Raw genomic sequence first — 25,843 nt, 5'->3', positions numbered from 1 at the left:
CGACATGCCGAAATACTCATGTGCGGAATCCTTTCCGCATTTGCGCTAAGATGCAACCACTTCTTTGAGGAGGGTTGATGGAAGCGCTCGAGTACGCGTCGAGCATCGCGCTGCCTGACAACCGCGTGGCGGTGTGCGGTGACTGGCACGGCAACGTCGGCTGGGCGCGAATGCTGTCGAGGGCGCTGCCTGCGCTCGCTCCGGACGTGACGACGATGCTGCATCTGGGGGACTGGTGGATGCCGCCGGCGGAAATCGACCAGATCTTCGCCGAGACCGCCATCACCCGCATCTACGTCACCAACGGAAACCACGAACCGTGGAACGAGATCACGCCACTCCTCGACAGACATCCAGGATCCGCGGTCCGCGTCTCCAACATTGTCTGGTTGCTCCCGCGACCTGCGCGCCTGTCCATCGGTGGCCGCCGGGTTCTGTCGCTGGGCGGCGCCGTATCTGTCGACCGTCAGTCACGCATCGAGGGACGGACCTGGTGGCCGGATGAGGCAATCACCGATGAGCATGTGGCGGAAGCCATCGACGGCGGCCCCGCGGATCTGATGCTGACCCACGAGTCACCCGCTGGCACTCCCGTTCGTCCCGTCCGCGAGGTTCTTCGCACCAATCCCCATAGGTTCCCGAAGGCGGCCCTCGTCGAGTCAGCCGCATCACGCGTGCGAGTCAGCGAGGTGTGGGATGCGGTCAGACCCGAGTTGCTCGTGCACGGGCACCTACACGCGCCGGGCGGAGGTAAGACCGACGACGGTCGGCGGATCGCAAGTCTCGGCCGAGACGCCCAGGAAGGCAACCTCGGGTTCCTCGACATGCGCACTTTGAAGATGGCGACGCCGAACTTACGCATTATTCGCGGGCTCGCGGATCGCTGGGAGGATGATTACCTCGAGCGCGAGAGGCGCGAAAAGAGTGTGGCCCAGACGATGGATTCATGGGCTGTCGACGGACTCTCCCCGTCGCCCGGAGCTCTTCGTGACGCCCGCGACTACATCGACGGCCGCCGCTCACTCGACGAACTCATCGAAGATGTCCGTCGTCGGCACACCCGTCAGCCAGAAGCTCAATCGCAGGATGACTCAGAGGGCACACCGTGACCGAAGGTGAGCAGTCGAACCCCTGGGCTCAGATCGTCGGCCCGTGCTACACCGAAACGTCCGTCGCCCGCGCGCTCGGATGGACGGCCGAGCAGGTAGCCGCGGCCGTCGAATCTCACTCACTTCTCGAACTCGAGACGGAGGAAGGTGTACTCCTCTACCCTGCGTTCCAGATCGTCGATGGTCGTGTCGTTGACGGTGTCGGAGATGTCCTTCGAGTGCTCCGAACCGGGACTCGTTCGTCATGGACGTGGGCACAGTGGCTCAATTCGCCCTTCGATGACGAGACCGGGGAGGTTGCGTCCAGTGCTATCGAACAGCTTCTCGCCGGACAGATCGAGGGCGTGCTTCGTGACGCCCGTCACGCTGCGGCAGCGTGGAGTAGCTGAGTCCGTATCGGGCTACAGGTAATCGCGGCGCAACTCGTCTTCCGAGAGGAACGCCGACGCTGCGACGTCGCGGATCGTCTCACCGCCGTTCACACGCTCCTGCACCGCATCCGAGATTCGACGCGGGCCTGGGATGGTGGTGCGGTTCCACGGCGGCACTGACTGCTTGCGCAGCGCACGATAGTCAGCCTGTGAAATGAGGCTGTTGCGTCGAGCGTGCACTGCGAACGCGGGAGGCGGCATCGAGAAGCGGTCGGGAAGGTCTTCCGCGTCCACACCGGAGCCGATCAACTTCGTCACCTCCGCGCGGGGAGCAAGGAACTCGCCTGCGAACTCGTCAGACTGTTCCTCCTGGGTGGTGACGGCGGTCTCATGTAAAACGAGATGGCCGAGCTCGTGCGCGACCGCCCAAGATGCGTCCTCGCGGTCCGGTCGGGGATCGATGAATACGACAGCGCGCCGCCGCCCGGACGTTGCCACCAGTGCGTTCTTCCGCGTGCCGATGAGGTCTCGGCGCAGGCAGACGATGCCGTGAGACTCGAGCACGTGGACCAGGTCCTGGACGGGGCCGGGTGCCATGGCCCAACTGCGACGAAGACGCTCGGCTCGAGCTGCGCCAGAGGTGTTACCGAACCCCGTGGCGCGGATCGCATGACGGATGCCGGGAGCGAGAAGTTCAGACCGGAGAAACGCAAGCGTGAACTCCGCCCTCACACGGTTGACCACCGCCGCCGGGACAGAATCTTTCATCGCGTGCAGAAGGTCAACCGGCGGAGCGGGGAACTGGAGGATTCCGGCGGGGATCTGAAGCGCATCAGCCAGAGAGTCGAGCACGGTTGTCGACGCGTTTGCGCGTGCGGACTCTAGAAGAGAGATCATCGCTTGGGATATCCCCGTCGCGGATGCCAGAGCGCCCTGCGTGAGGCCTCGGGTGAGGCGTACGGCTTCGAGAGCGGTGGTCGACATTGGATCAGCCTATGCGGCTCACGCGATATCCGCCGAATTATAAGCGCCTCGATCCGAGGCTGCTTTCGCTTATATTTCGGGGCGTTCGGCGTCGGTAGCCTCTCCCGCTGCCAATCTCGCGAAAATGGCAAGCCGTTGCCAACCGCACCTTGGCTGAAGAGTGCCCTACTCTCGACTGGGATCGGCGGACGTTGGCAAGGTTGCCAAGTAGTAGGTATTTCATATAGAGATCAAAAAGTAAGTAAGTAAGTAAGAGGGGGAGCACTCCTCTGAATCCCTATAGGGCACTCTATGCACTTGGCAACCTTGGCAGGCGCCCCCATTTATGCTCGATGAACTGGGATTTTCTCCAGTTCTTACCTTGGCATCAGCCTTGGCATCTGCCAATCGTCGGTTTCCCTGACCTTCGAACGAGATGTTGGGGATCAGTTCGCCTGCCTAGGAAGCGGCGACGAACGACGAAGCACACTTGCGCGACTGGGAAGTTCCCTTCGGCGGGCCAGCGCTGCCCCTACTGCTTCGGAATTGCCACCCCTGCACCTGGCTAGAAGTCCACCGTGGCCGACCAGCGCGCTCGTTTCACGTCTCTACGCAAATACACCCCCGTGCCTCGCAACCTCCGCTCGAGACCGACCTCTGCACTCTCCCGAGTGGGATCGAAAGGGGGTGCCCCGGAGTTAGACCGAGCCTGGCCCCGTGTGGCAGCTCGGGCGCCGAGGATTTCTGTGAGTTTCCTGTATGCCTCGCCAGAGGCCCGGATCCGCCGCAGGGTAATGGGAGAGAAGGAGTCGCGGAGAACACGTCCCCGGTCGAAGTAGCCCCGAGCTGCCGAGCGGCCGCGACTATGCAGGAGGCTTGAGTCCTCGCGCCGGGGCCAGTGTTCGCAACCATGACAACTCCACAGAGGCAAGCGCTTCGAACTCAGCCGCCGCGTCAGATTCCCTCAGGTGCCGGGGTTGCGGCGGCGCCAGAACAGCGCGGCGGCGCCTGCAAGGAGCAGCATGCCGGCAACGCCCAGCGCGATGACCGGCACTCCTGCGCCTGTCGCGGGTAGAGCGTCAACCGCAGGGGTTCCCGGCCGCGCAGCGTCCGAAGGCAGGCCGTTGCTGACGGCGCTGCCGCCGCCCGAGGGCCCGGACGGTTTTCCACCACCCGTCCCGGGGTCGGCATCGTTGTCGCCGACGGAGTCTGGACTGATGACGACGACGCCCGCGTCCCATGTCGGATCAATGCCTTCGGACGCCGAAATCTGACGCCACGGATACGTTGTCGTGAGGTTCTCGTTGTCGGGGCCCAAGATGACAGTCGACGTGAGCCCGGTGCCTGCGTCGACATTCGAGTCGACAGCATCGCCGTTGCCGGGGGACCAGCTCGTGAAGGCGTACGTCGAACTTTGCTGCTGTGTGAGCGCGAATCGAATTTGGTACGCACCGGCTGCGCGCTCGTCGAAGACGTAGCGTCCATTGGCGTCCGTGATCGTGGAGGCAACGACAGCACCATCGTGGAGGAGCTCCACGGTCACTCCCGGAAGGACCTGTTCATCGCCTGTCTGAATGCCGTCGCGGTCCGCGTCGATCCACACGACGTCACCCACCGCATAGGTTGCATCCGGCTCGCTGACCGCGGCCGGGGCGGTGAACAGCACCACGTCGGCGGAGGTCCCATTCGGTTGTACTGTGATGCGAACGAGGCTGGTGGTGCGCTCGTAGCCTGCAGGCGCCACATCTTCGCGCAGCCAGTAGTTTCCAGCGGCTGTGACGACAGGTGTGCTCCCATCCGCGTGAACGATTCGACCACCGGACAGCATAAGGCCGTCGTCAACTACGCGCATCTCCGCGTCCAAGACCGAGAACCGCGACCCGGAATCGGTGACGAGCTTCGTTGTATCCGTGACGTCGCGGACGAGCAAGCTGAGCGGGTAGTCGTCCGTCGGTGTGATCGTGGCGCTGGTGGCTCCGATGCTGTTGGTGATACCGATGTTCACCTGCGGCGACGTGATTGTCACGGCGAAGTACAGGGTCACCGCCTGGTCGGCGGTCAACCGTCCCCGTTTCATCGTGACGGCGTTGGTGGTGTCGTCGTATTCAACAGTGATCCGTGAGCCCGGGACCGTGTACGGGTTGTCGGCTGTGGTGGCACCCGATGCCACGTTCTCCGGCGCGACAAATCCTTCGAACCTCACTCCGGCTGGCAGCACGTCGGCGACGTCTCGCACCATGTTGGAGAACGTTCCGTGAGGGATGAGCTCGATGCGGTAGACGAACCGGTCGCTCGCACGCTCAGCGCCTTGCGTGGTATCGACACGAAGGTTGCTGGTGAAGGTATCGTTCGCTGAGTCGTACACACGCTTCCTCACTTCGAGCTCGCTGCCGAAGCTCGTTGCTCTCGTTACCGATGACGAGGTGTAGGTCGTCTCCAAGCTCGAGCCTTCGTACCGTGCGGAGTTCGACACGTCGAGGGTCTGCTTTCCCTGCAGCACGTGCGTCGGCAGCGTGACGGTCACCGCCCACGCACTGAGGTGAGGTGCCGTTCCGGGGAAGGACGCGTTGGGCGCGATGACCAGATCGCCGGCGCCGTCGAGCCACGTATCGAAGTTCTTTGCCGTCAGCGGCTGGCCCCCGTAGGTCCCAGTGAGCGACTGCGCGATCTCGGGCAGTGTGTCCTCGGTGACGTCGAAGATCGAATGGTCGAGGGCATCCACGATCTGCGAGGAGGACGCGTCGCCGACGTTCGCTCCGATGCGGAAGGTGTAGGGCACCATCGCAGCACTGCCCGACGTCACTGTTACCGTCTTGGACGGAGCGGTCTTCGCGAACCGGGTGGGGTCATCAACGCCACCGTCCACGTTCTTCGGCACGATCACCGTTGTGGTGGCGCCGCGCGGCTCGTACCGGCCTGAAGCGTAGATGAAGTAGGTGTCATTGAAGAGGCGGTACTGGTCGTCGTACTGCGTTGTCTCGGCCTGGGTAGTAGGAAGAGATCGCACCTCCGCGCGTGCGTGGACAGTGATTCGTTTCGTGACGTCCTTGCCGATGTTGATGAACAGAGATGTACCGGACACCGCATAAGTGTTGATGTACTCGTCGGCCGCAATAGCGTCTTCGAGGTTTCCACCGAGCCCTGCGGCCGGGGCGAGCATTGTTTCGGTGCCGTCGTCGTTTACGAGCGTGACGAAGTCTCGAGCGTCGGTGAGCCACGCGGACTGCTCGGCGAGAGTGTCTCGGATGACGACGTTGCGCTCAAGAGCAGCGCGCGTGCCCTGGTACCCATCGAAGGCTGTCAGGTCGGCAGTGAGTGCATACGTGACCGGGAGGGCGGTGTCGAGGGTCGCACCGGGTGTGGCTGGCTTGTCGAGGGTCACGGTGGTCGGGTCTGCTGTCATGGCGAACGCGCCGGCGGTATTCGGCCGACCCTGTCCCTGCACATCTGCATATGCAGGCATCCACGCGGTGCGCGACTCGCCGTTTACCGTCACCTCGTTCGTGAACCGAATCTCGTACCGGCCGCCGTCGAGCTTGTCGACCGCGTCATACACTCGCTGGAAGTCATCGCGCACGGTCTCGACCGCAGACTCGGCGACGGTCGCCTGATACGTGAACGTGTAGACCGAGTTCGCTTCCGCATGAAACGCGTGTGTGAAGCTATCGCCCGAGATCTCGGGAAGAGCCGTCACCGGCGTGTTCGCCGGGTTGAGGCCGTCGGGATCTCGCACGACCTTCGAGGCAGTGAGCGAACCGTCGACATACGTAAGGCGAGGATCGAGCACGTCGTCCATCACGATGTCCCGCGCCTCGGTGCTGGACACGGTGACCGTGTACGGGATCTTCGTCGTCGTCGCAGCCGGGTCCATCACGATGGTCCCGTCAACGATGCTGTGCGGGATGGTGACCCAGGTGACGTTTTTCGTTACGCCGGTCTCTGTTGAGCGGGGTGAATCGCCGCGCTGGACGACGATGATTCGCTGAGTCGTCTGTTCGCCGGCGACACTCCACACTAGTTCTCGGGATTCGGACCGCTCCACGGTGTCCACCGTGAAGCTCAGGTCCAACACGCCCTGGTTGACGTCGGCCGGGAACGGGGCAGCGAAGGTCACGCGTAGTTGCCCGTCTCGAACTGCGAGCGACGTGACCGCCGTGTTACCCGCCGGGACGGTGAGGGCCTCGGGTGGGATGGTGATCCCCTCCGGGAGGGCGACGTCGACGACGGCGCCGTCGTCCATGTCCCCGTACCCGAGCTGGAACGCGTAGGTGTCGCCTTCGGTGAGGACGGGCAGCCCGTTGTGGGTCGAACTCGATTCGACGGGGAACACGGTCACTGTCCCGCCGGCCGCGTGTGCGGGTGCGCTGACTCCACCTACTGCGAGTAGCGCGACGATGACTCCCGCGACCCAGTTCCCGAAAATGTGCGCGCGCGAACGCTGCGCGATGCGCTCAGACATCGTCTCTCCCCTGACGATGCACGAGCACCTCGACTCAGGTCGTTGCTCGTGCTGCGCCGTTGCGGCGCTCCTCCGACCCAAAGATAGGGCCGATTTCCCGACCACTCTAGTTGCATGCGTCTGAATAAACCCTGAGCACGGACGCTGCCGCGATCACGGCTTACGCGTTGCGGGGCTGTGTTGCGCCGACCCGCGGTGTGCCCGCAGAGCCGGATTCAGATGCCTTTGAGTTGTCCGATGAACTCGTCCGCCATGTCCAGGTGGGTCGCGAGCTTGGCGCGACGCTCCCGGGCCTCGTCCATCGCGTCGGATAGCCGATCCCTGAGCTTCGGGTCTGATGGATGCACTCGCAGTGCGTCGACGATGTCGAGTAGCTCGCTCATCTCGTCCAGCGTGTACCCGAGTGGTTTCATGCGGCGGATGACCATGAGTCGTGCGACGTCCGTCTCGGTGTACAGGCGGAAGCCGCCCTCCGTGCGGGCGGACGGCGAGACGAGGCCGATGTCGTCATAGTGGCGAAGCGTACGGAACGACAACGAGGTCTGCTCGGCGACCTCGCCGATACGCATTGTTCGCTGTTCATTCATCTCGCGTCCCTCAATGAATCGCTCTCAAACCTCACGTTACGTTAGAGTCTGTCGTGAGGGTGCGGACCTCGCACTCGACCACCATTCTTCCGTGTCGGGCTGACCGACACCTGCGCACTGATGCGCTTTCCGACGCCCACCTCGTGGGCCCAGAGCCCGAGGAGGGCCTTTGACTGCAGTGACCCCGCGCCGCGAGACCGCGTCCGGCTACCGCATCGAACCAACGGTGATGCAAGCGCTCAAGAACCCGCGCCTGCTCACCCGTGAGGTGCTCGCCGGCCTCGTGGTGGCTCTCGCGCTCATCCCCGAGGCCATCGCCTTCTCCATCATCGCGGGCGTCGACCCGCGGGTGGGTCTGTTCAGTAGCTTCGTCATGGCCGTCGCTATCGCATTCCTCGGCGGCCGACCGGCGATGATCACCGCGGCCACCGGAGCCATCGCGCTCGTCATCGCGCCGGTCGCACGTGACCACGGCATGGATTACTTCATCGCCACTGTGCTGATGGGTGGCGCAATTCAGATCGTGCTCGCCGTGCTGGGGGTGGCAAAGCTCATGCGCTTCATTCCGAGATCGGTAATGGTCGGATTCGTGAACGCGCTCGCGATCCTCATCTTCGTTGCCCAGCTGCCGCAGCTGTTCGACGTGCCGTGGCTCGTCTATCCGCTCGTCGCGGTCGGACTTCTGATCCTCTTCCTTATGCCTAAGGTCACGAAGGTCATCCCGGCGCCCCTGGTGACCATCGTGCTCCTTACCGCCGCGGTCGTCATCTTCGGTTGGAGCGTCCCGAATGTCGGCGACCAGGGGGAGCTTCCTCAGAGCCTTCCGGAGCTGTTTATCCCGAACGTGCCACTCACCCTCGAGACGCTGGGGATCATCGCCCCGTACGCGCTGGCGATGGCCGTGGTCGGTCTTCTCGAGTCCCTCATGACCGCCAAGCTCGTCGACGACATCACTGACACCCACTCGCCGAAGACGCGAGAGGCCTGGGGTCAGGGAGTCGCGAACATGCTCTCGGGCGCCTTCGGCGGCATGGGTGGCTGCGCCATGATCGGTCAGACCATGATCAACGTCAAGGCGTCGGGTGCTCGTACCCGCATCTCGACGTTCCTCGCCGGTGTCTTCCTGCTCGTCCTCGTGCTCGCTCTCGGTGACATCGTGGCGATCATCCCGATGGCGGCACTTGTCGCGGTCATGATTCTCGTCTCGGTCGCGACCTTCGATTGGCACAGCATCCGTCCCGGGACACTACGGCGCATGCCCAAGAGTGAGACCGCCGTCATGCTGATCACCGTCATCGCTACGGTCTGGACGCACAACCTCGCCATTGGCGTCGTTCTGGGCGTCATCGCTGCGATGGTGATGTTCGCGCGGCGTGTCGCGCACTTCGCCAGCGTTACTCGCACCGTGGACGACGACGCGGCGGTAGCTCGCTATGTCGTCGACGGCGAGCTCTTCTTCGCTTCGAGCAACGACCTCACCACCCAGTTCGAGTACGTGGAAGACCCGGCCCGGATCGAGATCGACATGAGCCGCTCTCACGTCTGGGACGCGTCCACCGTCGCTGCTTTGGACGCGGTCGTGACCAAGTATGAGCGCCAAGGGAAGACGGTGGCGATCACCGGGCTGAACGACACCGCGGCGGCGCTACAAGCACGCTTGACCGGAACGCTCACCGGCCACTAGCGACGACGCGCTTCCCGCGGCGCACGTTCTGCGCGAGTACCGGGGAGCTCGCGTGGGGTGGGGGACCCGAACTCCTACCGGTTGGGACTCTTCTCCCAGGGGGCGAGAAGAGTCCCAACACTTCTCAGCGGAGAACTGGGAAGCTGCACTTCGCGAGACTCTCCCTCGCGCGTCCCAGGCTGCGGCGGTAATCAATCGCGTAAGCGAGGAGAATGACGTGATGCGCCTGAGTATTCCGAGCCCCGACCCGTCATGGGCAAGCTTCCCATTGGGTCCGCTGACGATCCATGCCTACGCGCTCTGCATCATCGCCGGCATCGTCCTCGCTGTCGTAGTGACCGACCGTCGGCTGCGGGCGCGAGGTGTTCCGCCCTGGACCGTCATTGACATCGCGCTGTGGGTCGTGCCGCTCGGCATCGTGGCCGCACGGTTTTACCACGTGTTCACCCACGTAGGCGACTACTTCTACCCTGGGGCCGACCCGTGGGCGATCTTCGCCATTTGGGACGGCGGGAATGCCATCTACGGATCCCTCATCGGCGGAGCAGTCGGCGCTTACATCGGCTGCCGGCGCGCGAACGTTCGCTTCTGGGCCTTCGCGGACGCGCTCGCGCCGGGGCTCCTCTTAGCGCAAGCCACGGGCCGGATCGGGAACTACTTCAATCAGGAGCTCTTCGGTCTCCCGACCACCCTTCCTTGGGGCCTCGAGATCTCTTCCTCGTCTTCGATGTTCCCCGATGGACTCCCGGAGGGAACGCTCTTCCACCCATTGTTCCTCTACGAGATCGTGTGGAACGTTATCGGGGCGACGGTGATCGTTCTTCTCGAGCGACGTGTTCGGCTGGGCTGGGGGCGCAGCTTCGCCGTCTACTTGATCTGGTACGGAATCGGTCGCAGTTTCCTCGAAGCCATCCGTATCGACCCGACCAGCGACGCTCCCCTCGGCATCCCCGCCAACATCTGGGCGTCGTTCGCGGTCATCGCGCTCGGCGTCGCGATCTTCGTTGTTCAGACGGTGCGGCATCGGGACACATCGGACCAGTCAGCGTTCCTTCAAGAGCCCGCTCAATCCGAGGGCGACGACGCGGCGCTCATCGCGCTGCATCACGAGTAGTTGTTCGGAGGTCTCGGACCGCGTGCCGGCTAGCGACCGCCCCGAGAGCGGACCTACCCTGCGCTGTACGCCATCGCTACAAGCACGGTTCGCGTGCGGGCGAGCGTAGTAATGGGGGAGAGCGGATCAGGCGAGGGTGAGGAACAACTTTTCGAGCTCCTCGGCGGTGGGGCCGTCCGGATTTCCGGGGTCCGCCAGGCAGTCCTCAAGTGCAGTTGCAACAACGACGAAACCCGCGCGATTGAGGGCATGGGTGACCGCGGCGAGCTGAGTGACAACGTCACGGCACGTCGCTTCGGCTTCCACCGCGGCGATGACCGCATCGAGCTGACCGCGCGCGCGGCGCAGACGATTCAATACCTTGCGTTGAGCGGCCTGATTGTCAACGGTCATGAGGTTGGGCCTTTCGGTTGATGAGTGTCGGTAGGTCAGCGATGTAGCGCCCGTCCGGGTAAGGGATCATCGTGTGCTTACCTTGTGAACACGATCCGTAGGGTGTTGAGCTGATGCTCCCGGGCACCAGCCCGTCACTGCGATGAATCCCATGCCTACGGACACGGACACGGCGGCGACGGCGACGGCTGGCGCTGCGGAGTAACCGAGCGCCACGGCGAACGTGCCGACAAGCATGACAACCACGCCGCGGGCGATCTGCTCCGCCGGTCGTGCGGAGCATGTCAACCCGCCCGGGATGTTCTCAGCCATGAACAAATTCCGGCACGACCAAGACATCGTCAGCGCGATCCTGAAGGATGCTGCGAAGCGTTGTCATACCGCCGGACAGCGAGGCCGAATCGAACCCGTTCTGCGCAAGAACCCGGTGTGCAATCGCGGATCGCACTCCCGATGCGCACATCACTCGCACCGGGCGCCCGTTCGCAGCGTCCCGCACCTCGTAAAGGCGCTCGCGCAGCGAGGTGTGCGGGATGTGGAGCGCTTCGGGGACAATCCCCGTGGCCACTTCCGCGTCGGTCCGCACGTCAAGAATGAGCGCTGTCGAACGAACAAGGTCCAAATCCCGGGCATCCCAGAGAGTCAGCGTCCCGTCGAGGACGTTGGAACCGAGCATCCCAGCGAGGTTAAGAGGATCCTTCGCTTGACCGTATGGCGGGGCGTAAGCCAAATCGAGGTCGATGAGGTCATCTATGCGCATGTGGTTGCGAAGGGCGGTAGCGATCACGTCGATGCGCTTGTCCACGCCGTCGGTTCCGGACGCCTGAGCTCCCAGGATGGCTCCATCGTTCTCCCGGATGTGGACCGTCAGGTGCACTGCGGTCGCTCCGGGGAAGTATCCCGCGTGTTGGTTCGGGTGCAAGTGCAGGGTCTGGAAGGGGATTCCGGCTTGCTCAAGGGACGCGCGGTTGGCGCCGGTCATCGCGGCGGTCACCTCGCCCACGCGCACGATAGCTGTGCCCAACGGGGTGGGGATGGCGCGCGCGCGTTCCGGTCGCAAGATGTGGTCGGCGACGAGGCGCCCGGCCCTGTTGGCGGGGCCGGCGAGCGCAATGGGGCGCTTGACGCCGGTAACGGGGTCCGTGCTCGCGGTGGCGTCGCCCACCGCCCATACCTGCGGGAGGGAGGTGCGGCCGTGCTCGTCGATGATGATCGCGCCCCGTTCGCAGGCGATTCCGGCCTTCTCGAAGGGCGCCGTGTCCGGGCGCACTCCGACTGCGAGTACGACTAGATCAGCGTGAACGAGTGTGCCGTCTTCGAGCTCGACCGTGTCGCCGACGTCATCAGCGGTGATGCGCTGTGCTGCAACACCGGTGCGAACATCGACGCCCAAGCGACGCAGCTCTTGCGTCACAGGCCATGCGTGCTCATCGTCAAGGGGCGGAAGAACGTGCGGTGCGAACTCGACGAGAGTCGTCGAGATACCGTTCAGGGCAAGAGCTTCAGCCGCTTCCACGCCGATGAAGCCGGCGCCGAGGACGACCGCGTTGCGAACTCCGGCCTCTACCTCCGCTCTAAGAGCGATAGCGTCCTCCACCGTCCGCAGCGTGCGCACTCGTGCAGAATCCAAGCCGTCGATGTCCGGGCGAGCAGCATACGCACCGGGGGAGAGGACGAGTGCGTCGTAGCTGATCCGGTGTTCCCCAGCATCGGTAAGGACGAGTACTTCCTGCACTCGTGCATCGAGACCGACGACGTCGTGCCGCACACGGATGTCGAGGTTCAGACTTGCTTTCAGCCGTTCCGGAGTTTGGACGAGAAGGTTCTCCTGCTCGGTGATCTCTCCACTGACGTAGTACGGCAAGCCACAGTTGGCGAAAGACACGTGGTTGCCGCGTTCCAGCACGATGATCTCAGCGGACTCATCCAGTCTGCGAGCTCGAGCGGCGAAACTCATGCCCCCGGCGACACCTCCGACGACGACAATCTTCATCAGGAGGCATCCTTCGTCTGCTCGGCCAAACGCGCTCGCACGAGATCCATATCAAGGCCCTGAACGGCGTCGACGACCTGATTCAGTCCGGCCGCGGGTAGGGCGCCGGGATGGCTAAACACGAGGATGCCGTCGCGGAATGCCATCAGGGTGGGAATCGAAGAGATTTGGAAACCAGCCGCGAGTTCGCGCTGCATCTCGGTGTCGACCTTGCCGAACGCGACCTCGGGGTACGCCTCTGAGGCGGCTTCGAACACCGGCCCGAACATGCGGCACGGGCCACACCATTCTGCCCAGAAGTCGAGGAGGACGACGCCGCCGGTGCTGAGTGTCTCGGCCAGATTCTCTTTCGTGATTTCCACTGTTGCCATGACGCAACAATATACCCCCGGGGTATATTGTCGCGTCCATCGAAGGGCGCCGTGCGGTCACTACCGATCTCTCGCCGGTCGCCGTTTCGCCCGCGCTTTCCGCAAGTCCTGGCTGAGCGCCAGGAGGGGGAGTGACCTCCCCCTCCCTTTCACTCAGCGGTGCAGGCTGCACCTCTAGGTCCCGGGTCAAAGGTCGCGAGGACCCGGGAAGATCAGACGTCTGCCAACGTTGTTGTGCCTGCGGGGACGGGCGCGTCCTGCCCGAGGGGGATGCGGATCGTCACAGGAGCCATGACCTCATTCACCGCGTATGTTCCCGCGAACATCTCGGAACCAGCGGCGGTCAGATTCGCAGGGGCGTCCAACCACATGAGGACGTCATCATCGTGAGTCTGCGCAGGCAGATCGATCTGACACAACTCGTCACGTGCACCGTCGATACCGTTGATGAGGATCGCGGTGTCTCGAGTGACGCGGATGAGCGGGCTGCCAAGGGTGACAGCGAGCAGTCCGCGATGAGCGATGAACCGAACCTCACCGCCGAACTGCAAGTCCAAGCCAGCCGGCGTCCGGCTGACCGATGTCAGTGGGAAGTAGAACTGACCGTCCCGGGTGACCGATGCTCCCTCGCCCCAGCGGATAGAGCCGTCCGGCATGCTGCGAATGTATTGAAGGAAAGAGTCCTTGACACTCCAAGCGAAACCCAGGTCGGCTCGGGCGTCGAATCGAGGTGGGTTCATGGTTACCTCCTTGGTCAAGGTTGCGGGGGCTCGATGCCCCCGCAACAACGTCGGTCAGGCCGCGAGGACCTGTTCGACAGCGGCGCTTTCAATCCCGAGAGCTTCGCCGACTGCCGCGTTCGTGAGGACGCCCTCGTGAGTGCTGAGGCCGCGAGCGAGAGACGCATCGGCGGCCAGGGCCGCTCGCCATCCCTTGTCAGCGACAGCCAGAGCGTAAGGCAGGGTTGCGTTCGTCAGAGAGATAGTCGACGTACGGGGGACGGCACCCGGCATGTTGGCCACGCAGTAGTAGATAGCGTCGTGAACGGGGAACGTGGGGTCATCGTGGGTGGTGGGGCGGGAACCCTCAAAGCACCCGCCTTGGTCGATGGCGATGTCCACGAGGACGGAGCCGGGGCGCATGCGCGCCACCATTTCGTCGGTGACGAGCTTGGGAGCACTGGCTCCTGGGATAAGGACAGATCCGATGACGAGGTCGGCGTCTTCCACCGCTGCAGCGATGGTGTACGGGCTTGAACGCAGAGTTGTGACCCGCCCGTCGAAGCGGGCTTCGAGCGCGCGCAGTCGCCCGAGGTTCACGTCGAGCAGCGTAACTTCCGCTCCGAGCCCCAGCGCCATCGCAGCCGCGTGTTCGCCCGCCACGCCGCCGCCAATGATGACGACCTTGCCTTTCGGGGTGCCAGGGACGCCACCGAGGAGAAGCCCCCGACCACCTTGGGACCGCATGAGCTGGTTCGCGCCCACCTGGGTTGAGAGCCGACCCGCGACCTCCGACATCGGCGAGAGCAGCGGAAGGCTGCGGTCGGGAAGCTGCACGGTCTCGTAGGCAATGGCCGTCGTGCCGCTGTCGAGCAGGGCCCGCGTCAGTGGGGCGTCCGCGGCGAGGTGCAAGTACGTGAAGAGGATCTGATCCTCGCGCATGAGCGCGTACTCGCTGCGGATAGGCTCCTTGACCTTCAGGATCATGTCCGCTTCTGCCCAGACCGACTCCGCGTCAGGGATGAGCTCGGCGCCAGCGTCTGCGTACTCGTCGTCGGAGAACGCGCTACCGACACCAGCTCCGGCTTGGACGAGGACGCGGTGCCCGTGCGCCGCGAGTTCAGCGACGCCGGCAGGTGTCGCCGCGACACGGTTCTCATTGTTCTTCACTTCGGTGGGAACGCCAATGATCATGTGATTCTGCTTTCTCTGCTGATGTTGTGAATTGAAGATCTAGATGGGCAGCGACGGGTCGTCGACGCCGACGACACGACGCCCCTGATAGAAGGCGACGCCTTGAGCCGGGCCGTGACCGCCCACCCCGGACATCCCCCAGAAGGTTTGCTGTGATTCCCCCGCCAAGTCGGCCATCTTGGTGCCGTTCACCCTGACCTCGCCCGCGAGAAGACGCGCTCCGACGTGCAACGCTTCCTCCTCATCTGCGCCGAATACGAAGGCGTCCAATCCTCCGCCGGCGGAGTTGGCGTCGGAGATGGCGTCAGCGACGTCGTCGTAGGAGTGCACAGTGACCGCCGGGCCGAACAGTTCCTCCGAAGCTGCGGCTGCAGGAAGACCCGTGATCACGGCCGGGGTGAAGAACCAGCCATCGGCCGTCGGCCTCGTTCCGATGCGGCGCACCGTCGCGCCTCGTGATTCGTGTTCAGCGATGGAGACCTCGAGGCGGTCCCGATGTGCTTCGTAGGCAAGAGGCCCGAGGTCGCAATCGGGATCGAGCGAGTGGCGGATCCGAACGCGCTCCGCCTCGGTGATGAGCGCTTCTGTGAGCGCGTCATGCAAGGATTTCGGTACGAGGATCTTGCCGGGTGCTTCGCACCACTGCCCGTTCAAGCGCGTCATGCCGGCGACAAGGTCGGTGGCGGTTCTCTCCACATCGGCGTCATCGAGGACGACGGCGGGATTGTTTGATCCGAGCTCAAGTTGCACGTTCGCGAGAGACTCAGCTGCCGCGCGGGCGACGGCTCGGCCTGCGGCGAGACCTCCCGTGAAGGTGATGACACGAACCCGGGGATCCGAAGTAAGCGCGCTGCCCACCATCGCGCCGCCGTGAACCAGCTGCAGGGATGCGGCGGGGAGGCCGCGGGCATCCATTACCTGGACGAACAACGCGAAGGCGATCTGCGCTCCTGCCGGCGTCCACTCCGATGGCTTCAGTATCGAGGGGGAGCCCGCGCCGAAGGCCGCGGCGAGCTTGGAGACAGCGACGAAGGTCGGCGCGTTCCACGGCGCGAGAATCAGAGTTGGCCCCAGGGAACGGTTCAGCAGGCGGACGGTGCGGCCGGATGCAGACAAATTCTTACCGTCTCCGACGTTCAGCACCTCAGCGGCCAGTGACCGTACCCGTGCCCCGAGTGAGCCCGCCAGCATGCGGGTCGTGGAGAGAGGATTGCCTGTGGACAGCGAGTCCTGCAGCGCGATGTCCTCGGCTGCGTCATCGAGAAGTTTCGCCCACTCTCCGAGGGCTGCAGCGCGTGATGCGGGGCCCACGTCGTCGAGGGTCTGAGCGTTGAACAAACGGTCTGCCGCGGTGATGGCGGCTGTCACCGATTCCAGGGAGCTCTCCCGCTGTGGGCCACGTCGCGCACCGGTGTTCGGGTCGTGAAGCGAACCGATTTCGTGGTCCGGTACGACCCAGCGGCCATCGATCCAGGATCGTGTCTCGACGACCGGTACTGACTCCGTCACATCGTTTCCTCTCATTCGAATGACACCACCGTGCGGATGGTCCCGGGGGAGCGCATCGCTTGCAGCCCTGCGTTGATATCGGAGAACGGAATGACGGATGTCACCATCGCGCGCAGGTCGAGGACGCCGCGCTCGTACTGCTCGACGAGCAGCGGCACGTCTGCGAGAAACTGGTTGGCTCCCATGTAGGCGCCCTGGATGCGGCGGTCACCTTCGATGAGAGCGCCGGCGTCGATGCTGATGCGCTTGCCGGCAGGCATGAGTCCGAGAATCGTGGCAATGCCGCGAGGTGCAAGCAGATCGAAAGCAAGCTCGGCAGTCTCCGGTCGTCCTACCGCTTCGAACGAACGCGTCACCCCTTCCGGGGCGATCTCGCGCACAGCGTCGATGACCTCCTGCGCTGGTCCGGACACCACGACATCCGTCGCGCCAACCTCGGCGGCCAGCAGCAGCTTCTCAGGGTGTAGATCGATGGCGATGATTCGCTGCGCCCCGGACATGCGAGCCGCCTGGACGACGGCCATACCGACGCCGCCGCATCCAATGACGGCGACGGTGTCACGGGGGCCCACCCGTGCGCCATGCGTGACCGCACCGACGCCGGTGCTGATGCAACAGCCGAGGAGACAAGCGACATTGAGGCTAACAGCGTCTGGAACCACCGCGAGGGAGGCTTCATCGAGCACGAACGCCTCAGCGAATGTTCCCATTCCGCCCAGCATCGACACGGGCGCACCGTCTTCGGTTTCCAGCTTCGGCCGGTCCCGATAACGGCGCTGCATCGTCCTTTCGCAAAGCGTCGCGTGACCGGCCACGCAACTCGGGCACGACCCGCAGTTGGGGGTAACGGTGGCGACGACCCGGTCCCCGATCTTCACTCGGTTCACGCCGGGCCCGACACGCTCGACGACACCGGCGACCTCATGTCCGAGGACGGCTGGCAGGTCCATGGGGAGGGTGCCGTCTGCGTAGTGCAGGTCGCTGTGACACAGGCCGATGGCGCCCGTCCGCACTAGCACCTCACCATGGAGTGGCTCATCGAGGAGCAGCGTGCGGTGTTCGAGTGGCGCGCCGGGGGCGTGCAGTACCGCGGCGCGGACCGGTAGTCGTGCCATGCGACATCCTCCTTGGAGCTCTTCAATGGGCTTCCAAGGAATACTCACGCTCATGCTCGGCCTCAGCGCGGTGCAATCGGCACCGCATTCATCTCGACGATGTGCGTCGCGCACATGTCCGCTCAGGCCTCTTGTGCTGCAGTGTGTGATAGCCCATCTTTGCGTCTGAAGGAGCACTCATGACCGATAGCACCACATCTCGCCGCCCCCGTCTGCTTGTCATTCAGCCCGATGTGAAGGCGGACCTGGAGCGGCTCGGCGAGTGGATCGCCGAGGAAGGTGTCGATGTCTCTGTGGTGCGTCCGTACGACGGAGATGACGTTCCCAGCCTCGATAACGTGGACGGACTCGTGGTCCTCGGCGGCGGCATGGGGGCGATGGATGTGCACGAGTTCCCGTGGCTCGAGGGCATCAAGGAGCGGCTGCGCGAAGCCGTGGCCACGGAGCTGCCCACCCTCGGGATCTGTCTCGGCGCACAGCTACTGGCCGATGCCACAGGCGGACACGTTCGCCGCGGCGAGGCTGGCCTGGAGAGCGGCGTCGTCGCCGTAGATTGGGCGCCGGCGGCCGAGGACGATCCGCTCGTGGCCGGACTCCCTCGCCCGCTGCTTGCCGGCGCGATGCACTTTGATGGCATCGTGAGCTTGCCCGAAGACGCGGTACTGCTGGGCACGGGGGAGAAGTATCGTCATCAGGTGTTCCGCCTCTCGTCCGCGTGGGGGGTGCAGTTCCATCCAGAGATCTCTCCAGCGCGCTTCGAAAGCTGGCGTTCCCTGATCCCAGAGGAGCACCGCTCGGCCTATGACTCCCAGACGGAGGAGTTCAAGTCCTCCGACTCCGCTGTGAAGGAAGGATCGAAGGCCCTCGCCGAGCGCTTTGCGAACATCGTTCGCACCCGGGCAGAGGGTGGCGGGGCTCTGCCCGCCAACACGGGCGTCTGATCCATAGGCGGGGCGCACATACGGGTGCCTCGACATGGGCGTAGGGGACACTCCGCGCGGTCTCAAGCCTCAGTAGCTTTCCGCACATCCCGATTGAGTGAACGACGCCGTTCACAGCGTTCAGGTCTCTTGAACGGGAGTATCCACGTTTCAGGCAACATGCACTGAGAGGCATACCCGAATGGCGACAAACTCCACACGGCGGGCGACCGCGGAAGTCTCAACGGACCTGCTGAAAGGCTCGATCCGGTTCTTCACCATCGTCCTGATGGTCACCGCGGCGGCGGCGCCACTGGTGGTGGTATCCACCTATATCCCGATCTCGTTCGCGAACGGCGCAGGGATGGCGACGGCGCTTACTTATGTTGCAGCCACCCTGATTCTGCTCGTCTTCGCAGTGGGCTTCGCCCAGATGGCGAAGCGGATCACCGCTGCGGGTGCGTTCTACAACTACACGACGCAAGGCCTCGGCCGACCGATTGGGCTGGGCGCGGGGTGGACGGTCATGCTCGCCTACAGCATGATCGTGCCCGCCATCAGTGGCGGATTCGGGTATTTCACCTCGGCGATGCTGGAGAACTACTTCGGGTGGGCTGTCCCGTGGTGGGTGTGCAGCGTCGCAGGTGTCATCCTGATGTTCGTGATCTCGTACTTCAAGGTCACCCTCACCGGCAAGATCCTCGGTGTGGCCCTCGGTCTCGAAGTCCTCGTGGTGTTCTTCGTCGCGACCGCGGTCATCGTGCAGGGCGGCGCCCAGGGGCAGATGCCAGAGGTATTCAACCCGGCAGGATGGTTGGCAGCGCCAGCCATCGGTATCGGCTTCTTCTTCGCGTTCTGGTCGTGGATCGGCTTCGAGACCACGGCGATCTACGGAGAGGAGACCACCGACCCGAAGCAGTCTGTGCCTCGAGCAACGTACATCGCTGTGATCACCCTGGGCGTGTTCTACAGCTTCGCGGCCTACGCCGGAATCGTCGGATTCGGTGATCAGACCATGGAGCAGGCCGGAAGCCTCGTCGGCGACTATTACTTCGTCCTCGCCGACATGTACACATGGCATTTCATGCGGGTGCTGATGGACTTCCTCGTCATCACCGGTTTCTTTGCGTGTGCGTTCGCCTTCCACAACAACGCCTCCCGGTATTTCTTCTCCATGGGGCGCGACCGCATCCTGCCCGCAGCTCTCGGACGTACGCACGACAAGCACAAGTCGCCCTATGTGGCTAACGGAGTCCAGGCGGCCATCGCGGTCGTCGTCATCCTTCTCTTCGCTCTTGGCGGCGCGGATCCGCTTCTGCAATTGGGAGGCTGGTTGCCGATCTTCTGCACCGCCGGCGTTGTTTTCGTGCAGTTGCTGGTCTCGCTCGCTGTCATCTTCTACTTCAACCGTGTTGGCCGTTCCGGCCCCGGCGCAACGTGGAAGACGCTCGTCGCCCCCGCTATCGGTGTCGTCGCACAAGCCATCGTCCTGGTACTGCTTGTCGTCTACATCCCATTCCTTGCCGGCGCGGACGTGGTGGTCGTGAATCTGATTCCGCTGTACGTTCTGCTCATCGCCCTTGCTGGCGTCGTCTACGCCCTCTATCTGCGCAAGCGCCGACCGGAGGAATATGCCCGGATTGGCAAGATCTACGACGAGGAGGAGCTGCCCGACGCGCTCGATGCCACGGTCGGAGGAGAAGCTCCCGCTCGACACTGAGCACCGGTCATGACGACGCCCGAGCGAGGCCACAGCCTCGCTCGGGCGTCGTCGTTTCCCAACGCGGGATCCCCGTACGGCGTGCACCGCGAAACTAGGAACGATGTGCGCGGCGCACATATCGAGGCGTTAGCAGCGCCGATAGCCTCGCTGCACGCTCTTCATACTCACCATCAATGCAAGCTGGAAGGCAGGGCACATGAACAATGAGGTTCTGATCGAAGATCCGAAGCGCTACGTCGAGGAGTTCGTCGCCGAGCACGGGATCAAGGTCATCAAGATCGGTGCACCCGACATCGACGGCCTCTGGCGTGGCAAGCGCCTGTCTGCGAAGTACTTCGTCGAGTCCGCGTACGAAGTCGGAACGAACATCTGCAACATCCTTTTCGGTTGGGACATCGAGGATGCAAGCATCCCGAACCTCACCTTCACTGGCTGGCACACCGGCTACCCCGACGTGAACCTGCGGCCTGACCTGACGACCCTCCGACTCGTTCCCGGTGAGCCGGGCGTCGCATCGGTTATCTGCGACCTGCACAACCCCGATGGCACTCCATTGGAGCAGTCGCCTCGGGGCGTATTGCGGCGTGTCGTCGACCGCGCTGTAGCCCTCGGGTACACCCCGATCTGCGCGTACGAATTCGAGTTCTACCTGTTCGAGGGGACTCCTCGTGAACTCGCACGCCGCAACTGGCGAGACCTTGAGCCGATCACCAATGGCAACCACACGTACAGCGTCTATCGAGACTCGGGCACCGAGTACGTGATCGGCCTCATCCGCGACCAATTGGCGGAGCAGGGCGTGTTCATCGAGGCGAGCAACAGCGAGCATGGCGCAGGCCAGTTCGAAGTCAACATCCATTACGGTGACGCCATCCAAGCCGCCGATAGCGCGCTTCTCCTCAAGCACACCGTCAAGGAGATCGCTGCAGCGCACGGAATGACCGCGTCCTTCATGGCCAAGGTCAACCCGGGGCAGGCGGGCTCGTCGGGCCACGTGCACCAGAGCCTGGTTAGCGCCGAGGACGAGGACGCACTCTTCGCAAATCCGACGACGCCTGGTGAGCTGAGCAGCATCGGGAGCGCGTACCTCGCCGGACTCGTCGCCGGCTCCCGCGACTTCACCGCCCTATACCTGCCGACCGTCAACTCTTACAAGCGAGTCGAAGGCGGGCAGTGGGCGGGATCCAGCGCCACATGGGGTGTGGACAACCGCACCGTCGCCATCCGCAGCATCCCGTCCGCAGGTGCTGCCGCCCGTGTAGAGAACCGCATTGCGGGAGCAGACGCCAACCCCTACCTGGTCCTCGCCGCCAACATCGCCTCCGGTCTCAGCGGGCTGGAGAAATCACTCACCCCGCCGGCGGCAGTGACTGGCAACGCGTACGAGCAAGACGGCAACGCCGCTCTCCGTCTGCCGCACACGCTGGAAGCAGCTACCGCTGTCTTCGCGGACAGCGACCTGGCGAAGGAGTACTTCGGTGAGGAATTCGTGCGCCACTACACGGAGACCCGCCAGTGGGAGGTGCAGCAGTTCCACAAGGCTGTCACCGATTGGGAGACCTCCCGCTACCTCGAGCACATCTGATCCACAACGAGCCAAGAAAGAGAACGAATATGGGAAATCGACTTGAAGGACGTTTCGCCGCGGTCACGGGAGCCGCATCTGGCAATGGTCGCGCCATCGCAGAGAAGCTCCTCGACGAGGGGGCGTCGCTCGCTGCAATCGACCTGAACTTGGAGGCTCTCGAATCCGTGTTCGGCGGACGAGACAACGTCATCAACATTCAGGCGAACGTCGCCGATGAGGACAGCGTTCGCGCCGGCTTCGCGAAGGTCGCCGACGAGTTCGGGCGCCTCGACGTACTGGTCAACAACGCTGGCATTGTGAAGTTCGGCACTTTTGAGGAGCTGTCCGTCGCGGAATGGGATCAGGTGTTCGCCGTGAACTCCACCGGTCCGTTCATCGTGTCCCGCGAGGCGTACAGTCTCCTGCGAGCGGGCGAAGGCGACCACACGCGTTCCATCGTGAACATCACCTCGGTGGAAGCGCACATCGTCATCTCCTCGAGCGGCCACCCCCAGATCCACTACAACGCTTCCAAGGGCGCCCTCCTGCAGCTGACTCGCGCCCTGGCTGTCGAGGCCGCTTCCTCGGGCATCCGAGTCAACGCCGTGGCCCCGGGGTTCATCGAAACGCCGTTCACGGCGGAGGCGCTCGGAAAGGAAGAGGTGCGCAACTGGCTGCTCGAGCGCACCCCGATGGGGCGAATCGGCAAGCCCGAGGACGTCGCCAACGGCGTGGCATTCCTCGCCTCGGACGAGTCGAGCTGGGTGACCGGTACGACTCTGTTCGTCGATGGTGGTTGGACGATCTACTGATGCCTCGCCCACTCATCGCAGTCACCGCCGACCGGAGCGTGCAGCAATCCGCGTTCGGTCCACGGGACTCCACACTCCAGGTTCTCAGTTACGCCGAGGCCGTGGTTTCTGCGGGCGGCCGGCCAGCAATCCTTCCGGCGACGGAGACGATCCCCGAGGACCTGCTCGACGGCTTCGATGCGCTCCTTCTCACAGGCGGCGGCGACCTGTCGCCGGAGATGTACGGGCAGGCCCCGGATGAGACCGTTTACGGGGTCAGCCCGTTTCGGGACCGATTTGAGACAGCCCTCGTCCGAGACGCCCGCGAAAGGGGCCTGCCGATCCTGGCAATCTGCCGCGGCCTGCAGCTCATCAACGTCCTGCGCGGCGGCACGCTTATCCAGCACCTAGACGGTCACTGGCAGACCCGCCCCTCGAACGAAGCGGATCACGAGATCGCCGTCGAGCCGACCTCTCTCCTCGCGGGCATCGTCGGAGAGCGTATGGCTGTGAACAGCTATCACCACCAGGCAGTGGCGCGTCTTGGTGAGGGGCTGACAGTGACCGCTCGTGCAGGTGAAGTGGTCGAGGCGTTCGAAGACCCGTCCGCGAACCTCATCGCGGTGCAATGGCACCCCGAGCATCTTTTCCTTACCTCACCAGACAACCATGCTCTGTTCGACGACCTCGTTCGCCGGGCGAGCGCGTATACCGAAAGGAAACCGGCTCATGTCTGACAACGAGACCCTCGCGGAATTCGACTTCCACGGCAAGGCCCTCGACACGATCTTTGATGACTACGCCAAGATGCATGAGTCGAAGCCGGTCGGGCACAGCTCGAAGTACGGCGGGTTCTGGTACATCTCCAAGAGCGAAGACATCTTCGATGCGGAGCAGGACCCCGAGACGTGGTCTGTAGGTCCGTCGATGCTGTTGCCATCGTTCGGCACGGAGATGCCCCTCATCCCAATCGACATTGACCCGCCCACGCACGCGGGATTTCGCAAGCTGCTGCTTCCGATGTTCACTCCGATGGCAATCAACAAGCTCGAACCAGGGATGCACACCACCGCCATCGAGTTGTCGGACCAGGTGAAGTCGGCATTCGCGGATAGCGATGTCGTCGACGTGTCTGCTCTCTTCGCTCGTCCATACCCGACGATCATCTTCAGTCGGCTCGCAGGGTACCCAGAACAGGACTGGCCTCTCTTCGACCAGTGGATCGATGACATCATCTACGAGCGGACGAAGTCGCCCGAGAAGGCCAAAGCCGCGGGGGACGACCTCGTCGCCTACGTGCAGCGTCTCATCGACGACGGGCGCGCCGGCAAGGCACTCGACGGCATCACCGGCGAGCTGCTCAACGCAACAATCGACGGGCGACCGCTGACAGATGACGAGCTGGTCTCGTACGGGTATCTGCTGTTCCTCGCGGGCCTGGACACCACAGCCTGGGCGATCCGCTCCTCGCTGTGGTACCTCGCGCGCAACAAGGAGGCCCAGGCACTTCTGCGTCGCGAGCCCGACCGAATCATGGATGCCGCTGAGGAGTTCCTTCGCACGCTGTCGCCCGTTCAGGCGATGGCGCGCACCGCCAAGCAGGACACCACGGTTCGAGGGCAGGAGATCAAGGCTGGCGAGCGCGTGGTGCTGGTGTTCGGTGCCGGCAACCGGGATCCGGAGATCTACGACAACCCGAACGAGATCGACATCACTCGAGAAAACAATCGGCACCTCGCTTTCGGCGGCGGAATTCATCGTTGCCTGGGATCGAACCTCGGGCGCAAGGAAGTCGTGATCTCGCTTGAGCACTTCCTGGCGACTATCCCGGAGTTCGAGTTGGCCGAGGACGAGCCCTGGCATGGCGTCGGGCCGCTGCGGTTGCGCCTGTCGGGAGGTGAGTGACTTGACGAAGATCTGGGTGGATCCGGCGCGCTGTCAGGGGCACGCGCGATGCTTCATGATCGCTCCCGAGACCTTCTACATCGACGATGAGGGGTACGGACACGTAGTGGAAGGACGGGAGGGTGCTTTCGAGGAGGAGAACACGCGAAAGGCCATCCGAAACTGCCCTGAGCGCGCCATCAAGCTCATCGAAACGGAGGGCGTGTGAGCGAGTCGCTGGTCGTGGTCGGCGCCTCCGTGGCGACCACGGCGTTCATCGAACGGCTGAGAGAACTCGGTAACAGCACGCAGGTGAGGGTCATCGACTGCGATCCCGACGCCCCGTACGACAGGCCGCCACTGTCGAAGCACTACCTCATCGAGGGGGAGGCGGAAGATATCGCGGTTGACTGGAGCGACCTGGATGCGGAGCTCGTTCGTGCGCGCGCTACGAGCGTTGATACCTCATCATCGGTTGTACGCGTCGAGTACCCCAACGGGCAGGTAGGTGCTGTGCCGTTCGACCAGCTCGTTATCGCCACCGGCGCGAGCGCCGCACGGCTGCCTATCGAGCCGAAAGACACCACCGTGCTGCGAAGCGCCGCCGATGCGCGTAGGTTACGCGAACGCACTGCCAATGGTGAGTCCGCAGTCGTCATCGGTGCAGGTGCCATCGGCGTCGAGCTCGCCTCTTCGCTCGCTGCCCGCGGGTCCAAAGTCGCGCTCCTGGACCGAGCCGCCGGCCCTCTGGAGAGATTGCTGGCCGGTCACCTCGGCCAGGAGACGTCGGCTTGGCTTGCGGATGCAGGCGTGGCATGTCACTGGGAAGCCGACATTGCTCGCATCAGCGCCACCGACGGCGGGTGGGAGGTGGAGCTCCGAGACGGGCCCGTGCTCCGGGGGGACGTTCTCATCAGCGCCGTCGGTGCCCGTCCTGCCGTCGCTTGGCTGGAGGATAGTGGTCTCCTCACCCAGGGAGCCTTGTTGGTCGACGTCGACGGCCACGTCGTTCAGGCAGGGACTGTCGTCCCCCACGTGTTCGGTATCGGTGACGCGGTCACCCGGATTCGTGAAGGCGGTCCAGGTACACGCACCGAAAGCTGGGCGGAGGCTCGGCAACAAGGGGCAAGCCTCGCGGAGCTGTTGACCGGGGCGAGCCGGCAGCCAGCGCCCCCGTCATACTTCTGGACGGAAGTTGCGGGACGCAAGGTCCAGGTCGTCGGAGCGCTACACCCGGACGCCGTGCCTGTACTGGAATTTGAGAATCCCGAGCGGGGCGCGACACTGCACCGCTACGACGCACCGGACGGAACAAGCGCGTGGATCGGCGTCAATGCGCAACCTCGCATCGCGAGGCTGTTGATAGCGGCGTGAGAG

General features: G+C 63.9%; 22 protein-coding genes and 1 pseudogene. 12 read left to right on the top strand and 11 right to left on the bottom strand.

The annotated features are described in order from the left end of the window. Window positions 1-77: 77 nt before the first annotated feature. Both ACESK8_RS09740 and ACESK8_RS09735 read left to right on the top strand, forming a co-directional pair. Window positions 78-1,109 carry a metallophosphoesterase gene (locus tag ACESK8_RS09740; protein WP_372968406.1) on the top strand — a complete coding sequence of 344 codons (1,032 nt, stop codon included), beginning with the start codon at window positions 78-80 and terminating at the stop codon, window positions 1,107-1,109. Then, on the top strand, window positions 1,106-1,498 hold the full coding sequence (locus ACESK8_RS09735; RefSeq protein WP_372968405.1) for a hypothetical protein: 393 nt from the start codon (window positions 1,106-1,108) through the stop codon (window positions 1,496-1,498). Before ACESK8_RS09740 ends, ACESK8_RS09735 begins: the two co-directional genes overlap by 4 nt. Window positions 1,499-1,510: 12 nt before the next feature. On the opposite strand, the gene ACESK8_RS09730 is transcribed toward ACESK8_RS09735, so the two are convergent. The 4 genes and pseudogenes from ACESK8_RS09730 to ACESK8_RS09715 form a co-directional block, all read right to left on the bottom strand. Further along, window positions 1,511-2,077 carry an ImmA/IrrE family metallo-endopeptidase gene (locus tag ACESK8_RS09730; RefSeq protein WP_372968425.1) on the bottom strand — a complete coding sequence of 189 codons (567 nt, stop codon included), beginning with the start codon at window positions 2,075-2,077 and terminating at the stop codon, window positions 1,511-1,513. A gap of 228 nt (window positions 2,078-2,305) precedes the next feature. Further along, window positions 2,306-2,464 (bottom strand): annotated as a pseudogene (locus ACESK8_RS09725) (helix-turn-helix domain-containing protein); the annotation flags it as partial. Between the two features lie 943 nt (window positions 2,465-3,407). Next, window positions 3,408-6,512 (bottom strand): SdrD B-like domain-containing protein, encoded by a 3,105-nt coding sequence (locus ACESK8_RS09720; RefSeq protein WP_372968404.1) that lies wholly within the window; start codon window positions 6,510-6,512, stop codon window positions 3,408-3,410. Window positions 6,513-7,117: 605 nt separating this feature from the next. After that, entirely contained in the window at window positions 7,118-7,471 is a 354-nt protein-coding gene (locus ACESK8_RS09715; RefSeq protein WP_372968403.1) for a MerR family transcriptional regulator, read from the bottom strand. Between the two features lie 247 nt (window positions 7,472-7,718). On the opposite strand from ACESK8_RS09715, the gene ACESK8_RS09710 reads away from it, so the two are divergent. Together ACESK8_RS09710 and lgt are read left to right on the top strand one after the other, a co-directional pair. Then, window positions 7,719-9,173, top strand: coding sequence for a SulP family inorganic anion transporter (locus ACESK8_RS09710; RefSeq protein WP_372968424.1), 1,455 nt, complete (start codon window positions 7,719-7,721; stop codon window positions 9,171-9,173). A 220-nt stretch (window positions 9,174-9,393) separates the two neighbouring features. Then, entirely contained in the window at window positions 9,394-10,287 is an 894-nt protein-coding gene (gene lgt, locus ACESK8_RS09705; protein ID WP_372968423.1) for a prolipoprotein diacylglyceryl transferase, read from the top strand. 126 nt (window positions 10,288-10,413) lie between these two features. Here lgt and ACESK8_RS09700 read toward each other — a convergent pair whose 3' ends face one another. The 7 genes from ACESK8_RS09700 to ACESK8_RS09670 form a co-directional block, all read right to left on the bottom strand. After that, complete coding sequence (locus ACESK8_RS09700) at window positions 10,414-10,680, bottom strand: metal-sensitive transcriptional regulator (protein WP_372968402.1); 267 nt, start codon at window positions 10,678-10,680, stop codon at window positions 10,414-10,416. Window positions 10,681-10,984: 304 nt separating this feature from the next. After that, on the bottom strand, window positions 10,985-12,673 hold the full coding sequence (locus tag ACESK8_RS09695) for an FAD-dependent oxidoreductase (RefSeq protein ID WP_372968401.1): 1,689 nt from the start codon (window positions 12,671-12,673) through the stop codon (window positions 10,985-10,987). Next, window positions 12,673-13,044: a thioredoxin gene (trxA, locus tag ACESK8_RS09690; protein WP_372968400.1), complete on the bottom strand. Its 372-nt coding sequence runs from the start codon at window positions 13,042-13,044 to the stop codon at window positions 12,673-12,675. The genes ACESK8_RS09695 and trxA overlap by 1 nt, the downstream gene beginning before the upstream one ends. A gap of 212 nt (window positions 13,045-13,256) precedes the next feature. Next, window positions 13,257-13,784 carry an HtaA domain-containing protein gene (locus ACESK8_RS09685; protein WP_372968399.1) on the bottom strand — a complete coding sequence of 176 codons (528 nt, stop codon included), beginning with the start codon at window positions 13,782-13,784 and terminating at the stop codon, window positions 13,257-13,259. Window positions 13,785-13,838: 54 nt separating this feature from the next. Beyond that, window positions 13,839-14,957: an alanine dehydrogenase gene (gene ald, locus ACESK8_RS09680; RefSeq protein ID WP_372968398.1), complete on the bottom strand. Its 1,119-nt coding sequence runs from the start codon at window positions 14,955-14,957 to the stop codon at window positions 13,839-13,841. A 39-nt stretch (window positions 14,958-14,996) separates the two neighbouring features. Further along, the gene (locus ACESK8_RS09675) at window positions 14,997-16,481 is read right to left on the bottom strand and encodes an aldehyde dehydrogenase (protein ID WP_372968397.1); all 1,485 of its coding nucleotides are present in this window, start codon (window positions 16,479-16,481) and stop codon (window positions 14,997-14,999) included. Further along, window positions 16,478-17,581: a Zn-dependent alcohol dehydrogenase gene (locus tag ACESK8_RS09670; RefSeq protein WP_372968396.1), complete on the bottom strand. Its 1,104-nt coding sequence runs from the start codon at window positions 17,579-17,581 to the stop codon at window positions 16,478-16,480. Before ACESK8_RS09670 ends, ACESK8_RS09675 begins: the two co-directional genes overlap by 4 nt. A 179-nt stretch (window positions 17,582-17,760) precedes the next feature. Here ACESK8_RS09670 and ACESK8_RS09665 point away from each other — a divergent pair, with 179 nt between their 5' ends. The 8 genes from ACESK8_RS09665 to ACESK8_RS09630 all read left to right on the top strand — a co-directional run bounded on the left by ACESK8_RS09665 (window position 17,761) and on the right by ACESK8_RS09630 (window position 25,840). After that, window positions 17,761-18,522, top strand: a complete 762-nt coding sequence (locus tag ACESK8_RS09665; RefSeq protein WP_372968395.1) for a type 1 glutamine amidotransferase — start codon at window positions 17,761-17,763, stop codon at window positions 18,520-18,522. Window positions 18,523-18,703: 181 nt separating this feature from the next. Next, on the top strand, window positions 18,704-20,221 hold the full coding sequence (locus tag ACESK8_RS09660; RefSeq protein WP_372968394.1) for an APC family permease: 1,518 nt from the start codon (window positions 18,704-18,706) through the stop codon (window positions 20,219-20,221). Window positions 20,222-20,420: 199 nt separating this feature from the next. Then, a complete protein-coding gene (locus tag ACESK8_RS09655) occupies window positions 20,421-21,809 on the top strand; it encodes a glutamine synthetase family protein (RefSeq protein ID WP_372968393.1) in 1,389 nt (462 codons plus the stop codon). Further along, window positions 21,776-22,603 carry an SDR family NAD(P)-dependent oxidoreductase gene (locus ACESK8_RS09650; protein WP_372968392.1) on the top strand — a complete coding sequence of 276 codons (828 nt, stop codon included), beginning with the start codon at window positions 21,776-21,778 and terminating at the stop codon, window positions 22,601-22,603. Before ACESK8_RS09655 ends, ACESK8_RS09650 begins: the two co-directional genes overlap by 34 nt. Further along, window positions 22,603-23,319: a gamma-glutamyl-gamma-aminobutyrate hydrolase family protein gene (locus ACESK8_RS09645; protein WP_372968391.1), complete on the top strand. Its 717-nt coding sequence runs from the start codon at window positions 22,603-22,605 to the stop codon at window positions 23,317-23,319. Before ACESK8_RS09650 ends, ACESK8_RS09645 begins: the two co-directional genes overlap by 1 nt. After that, entirely contained in the window at window positions 23,252-24,487 is a 1,236-nt protein-coding gene (locus ACESK8_RS09640; protein WP_372968422.1) for a cytochrome P450, read from the top strand. Before ACESK8_RS09645 ends, ACESK8_RS09640 begins: the two co-directional genes overlap by 68 nt. Further along, the gene (locus ACESK8_RS09635) at window positions 24,444-24,695 is read left to right on the top strand and encodes a ferredoxin (RefSeq protein ID WP_372968390.1); all 252 of its coding nucleotides are present in this window, start codon (window positions 24,444-24,446) and stop codon (window positions 24,693-24,695) included. Before ACESK8_RS09640 ends, ACESK8_RS09635 begins: the two co-directional genes overlap by 44 nt. Beyond that, window positions 24,692-25,840, top strand: coding sequence for an NAD(P)/FAD-dependent oxidoreductase (locus tag ACESK8_RS09630; RefSeq protein ID WP_372968389.1), 1,149 nt, complete (start codon window positions 24,692-24,694; stop codon window positions 25,838-25,840). Before ACESK8_RS09635 ends, ACESK8_RS09630 begins: the two co-directional genes overlap by 4 nt. The last annotated feature ends 3 nt before the right edge of the window (window positions 25,841-25,843 follow it).

Origin of the sequence: Microbacterium sp. (genome assembly GCF_041641055.1) — a bacterium.
Classification (GTDB): Bacteria; Actinomycetota; Actinomycetes; order Actinomycetales; family Microbacteriaceae; genus Microbacterium.
The sequence above is the reverse complement of the archived record's forward strand: the minus strand, read 5'-3'. Positions and strand labels throughout refer to the sequence as shown.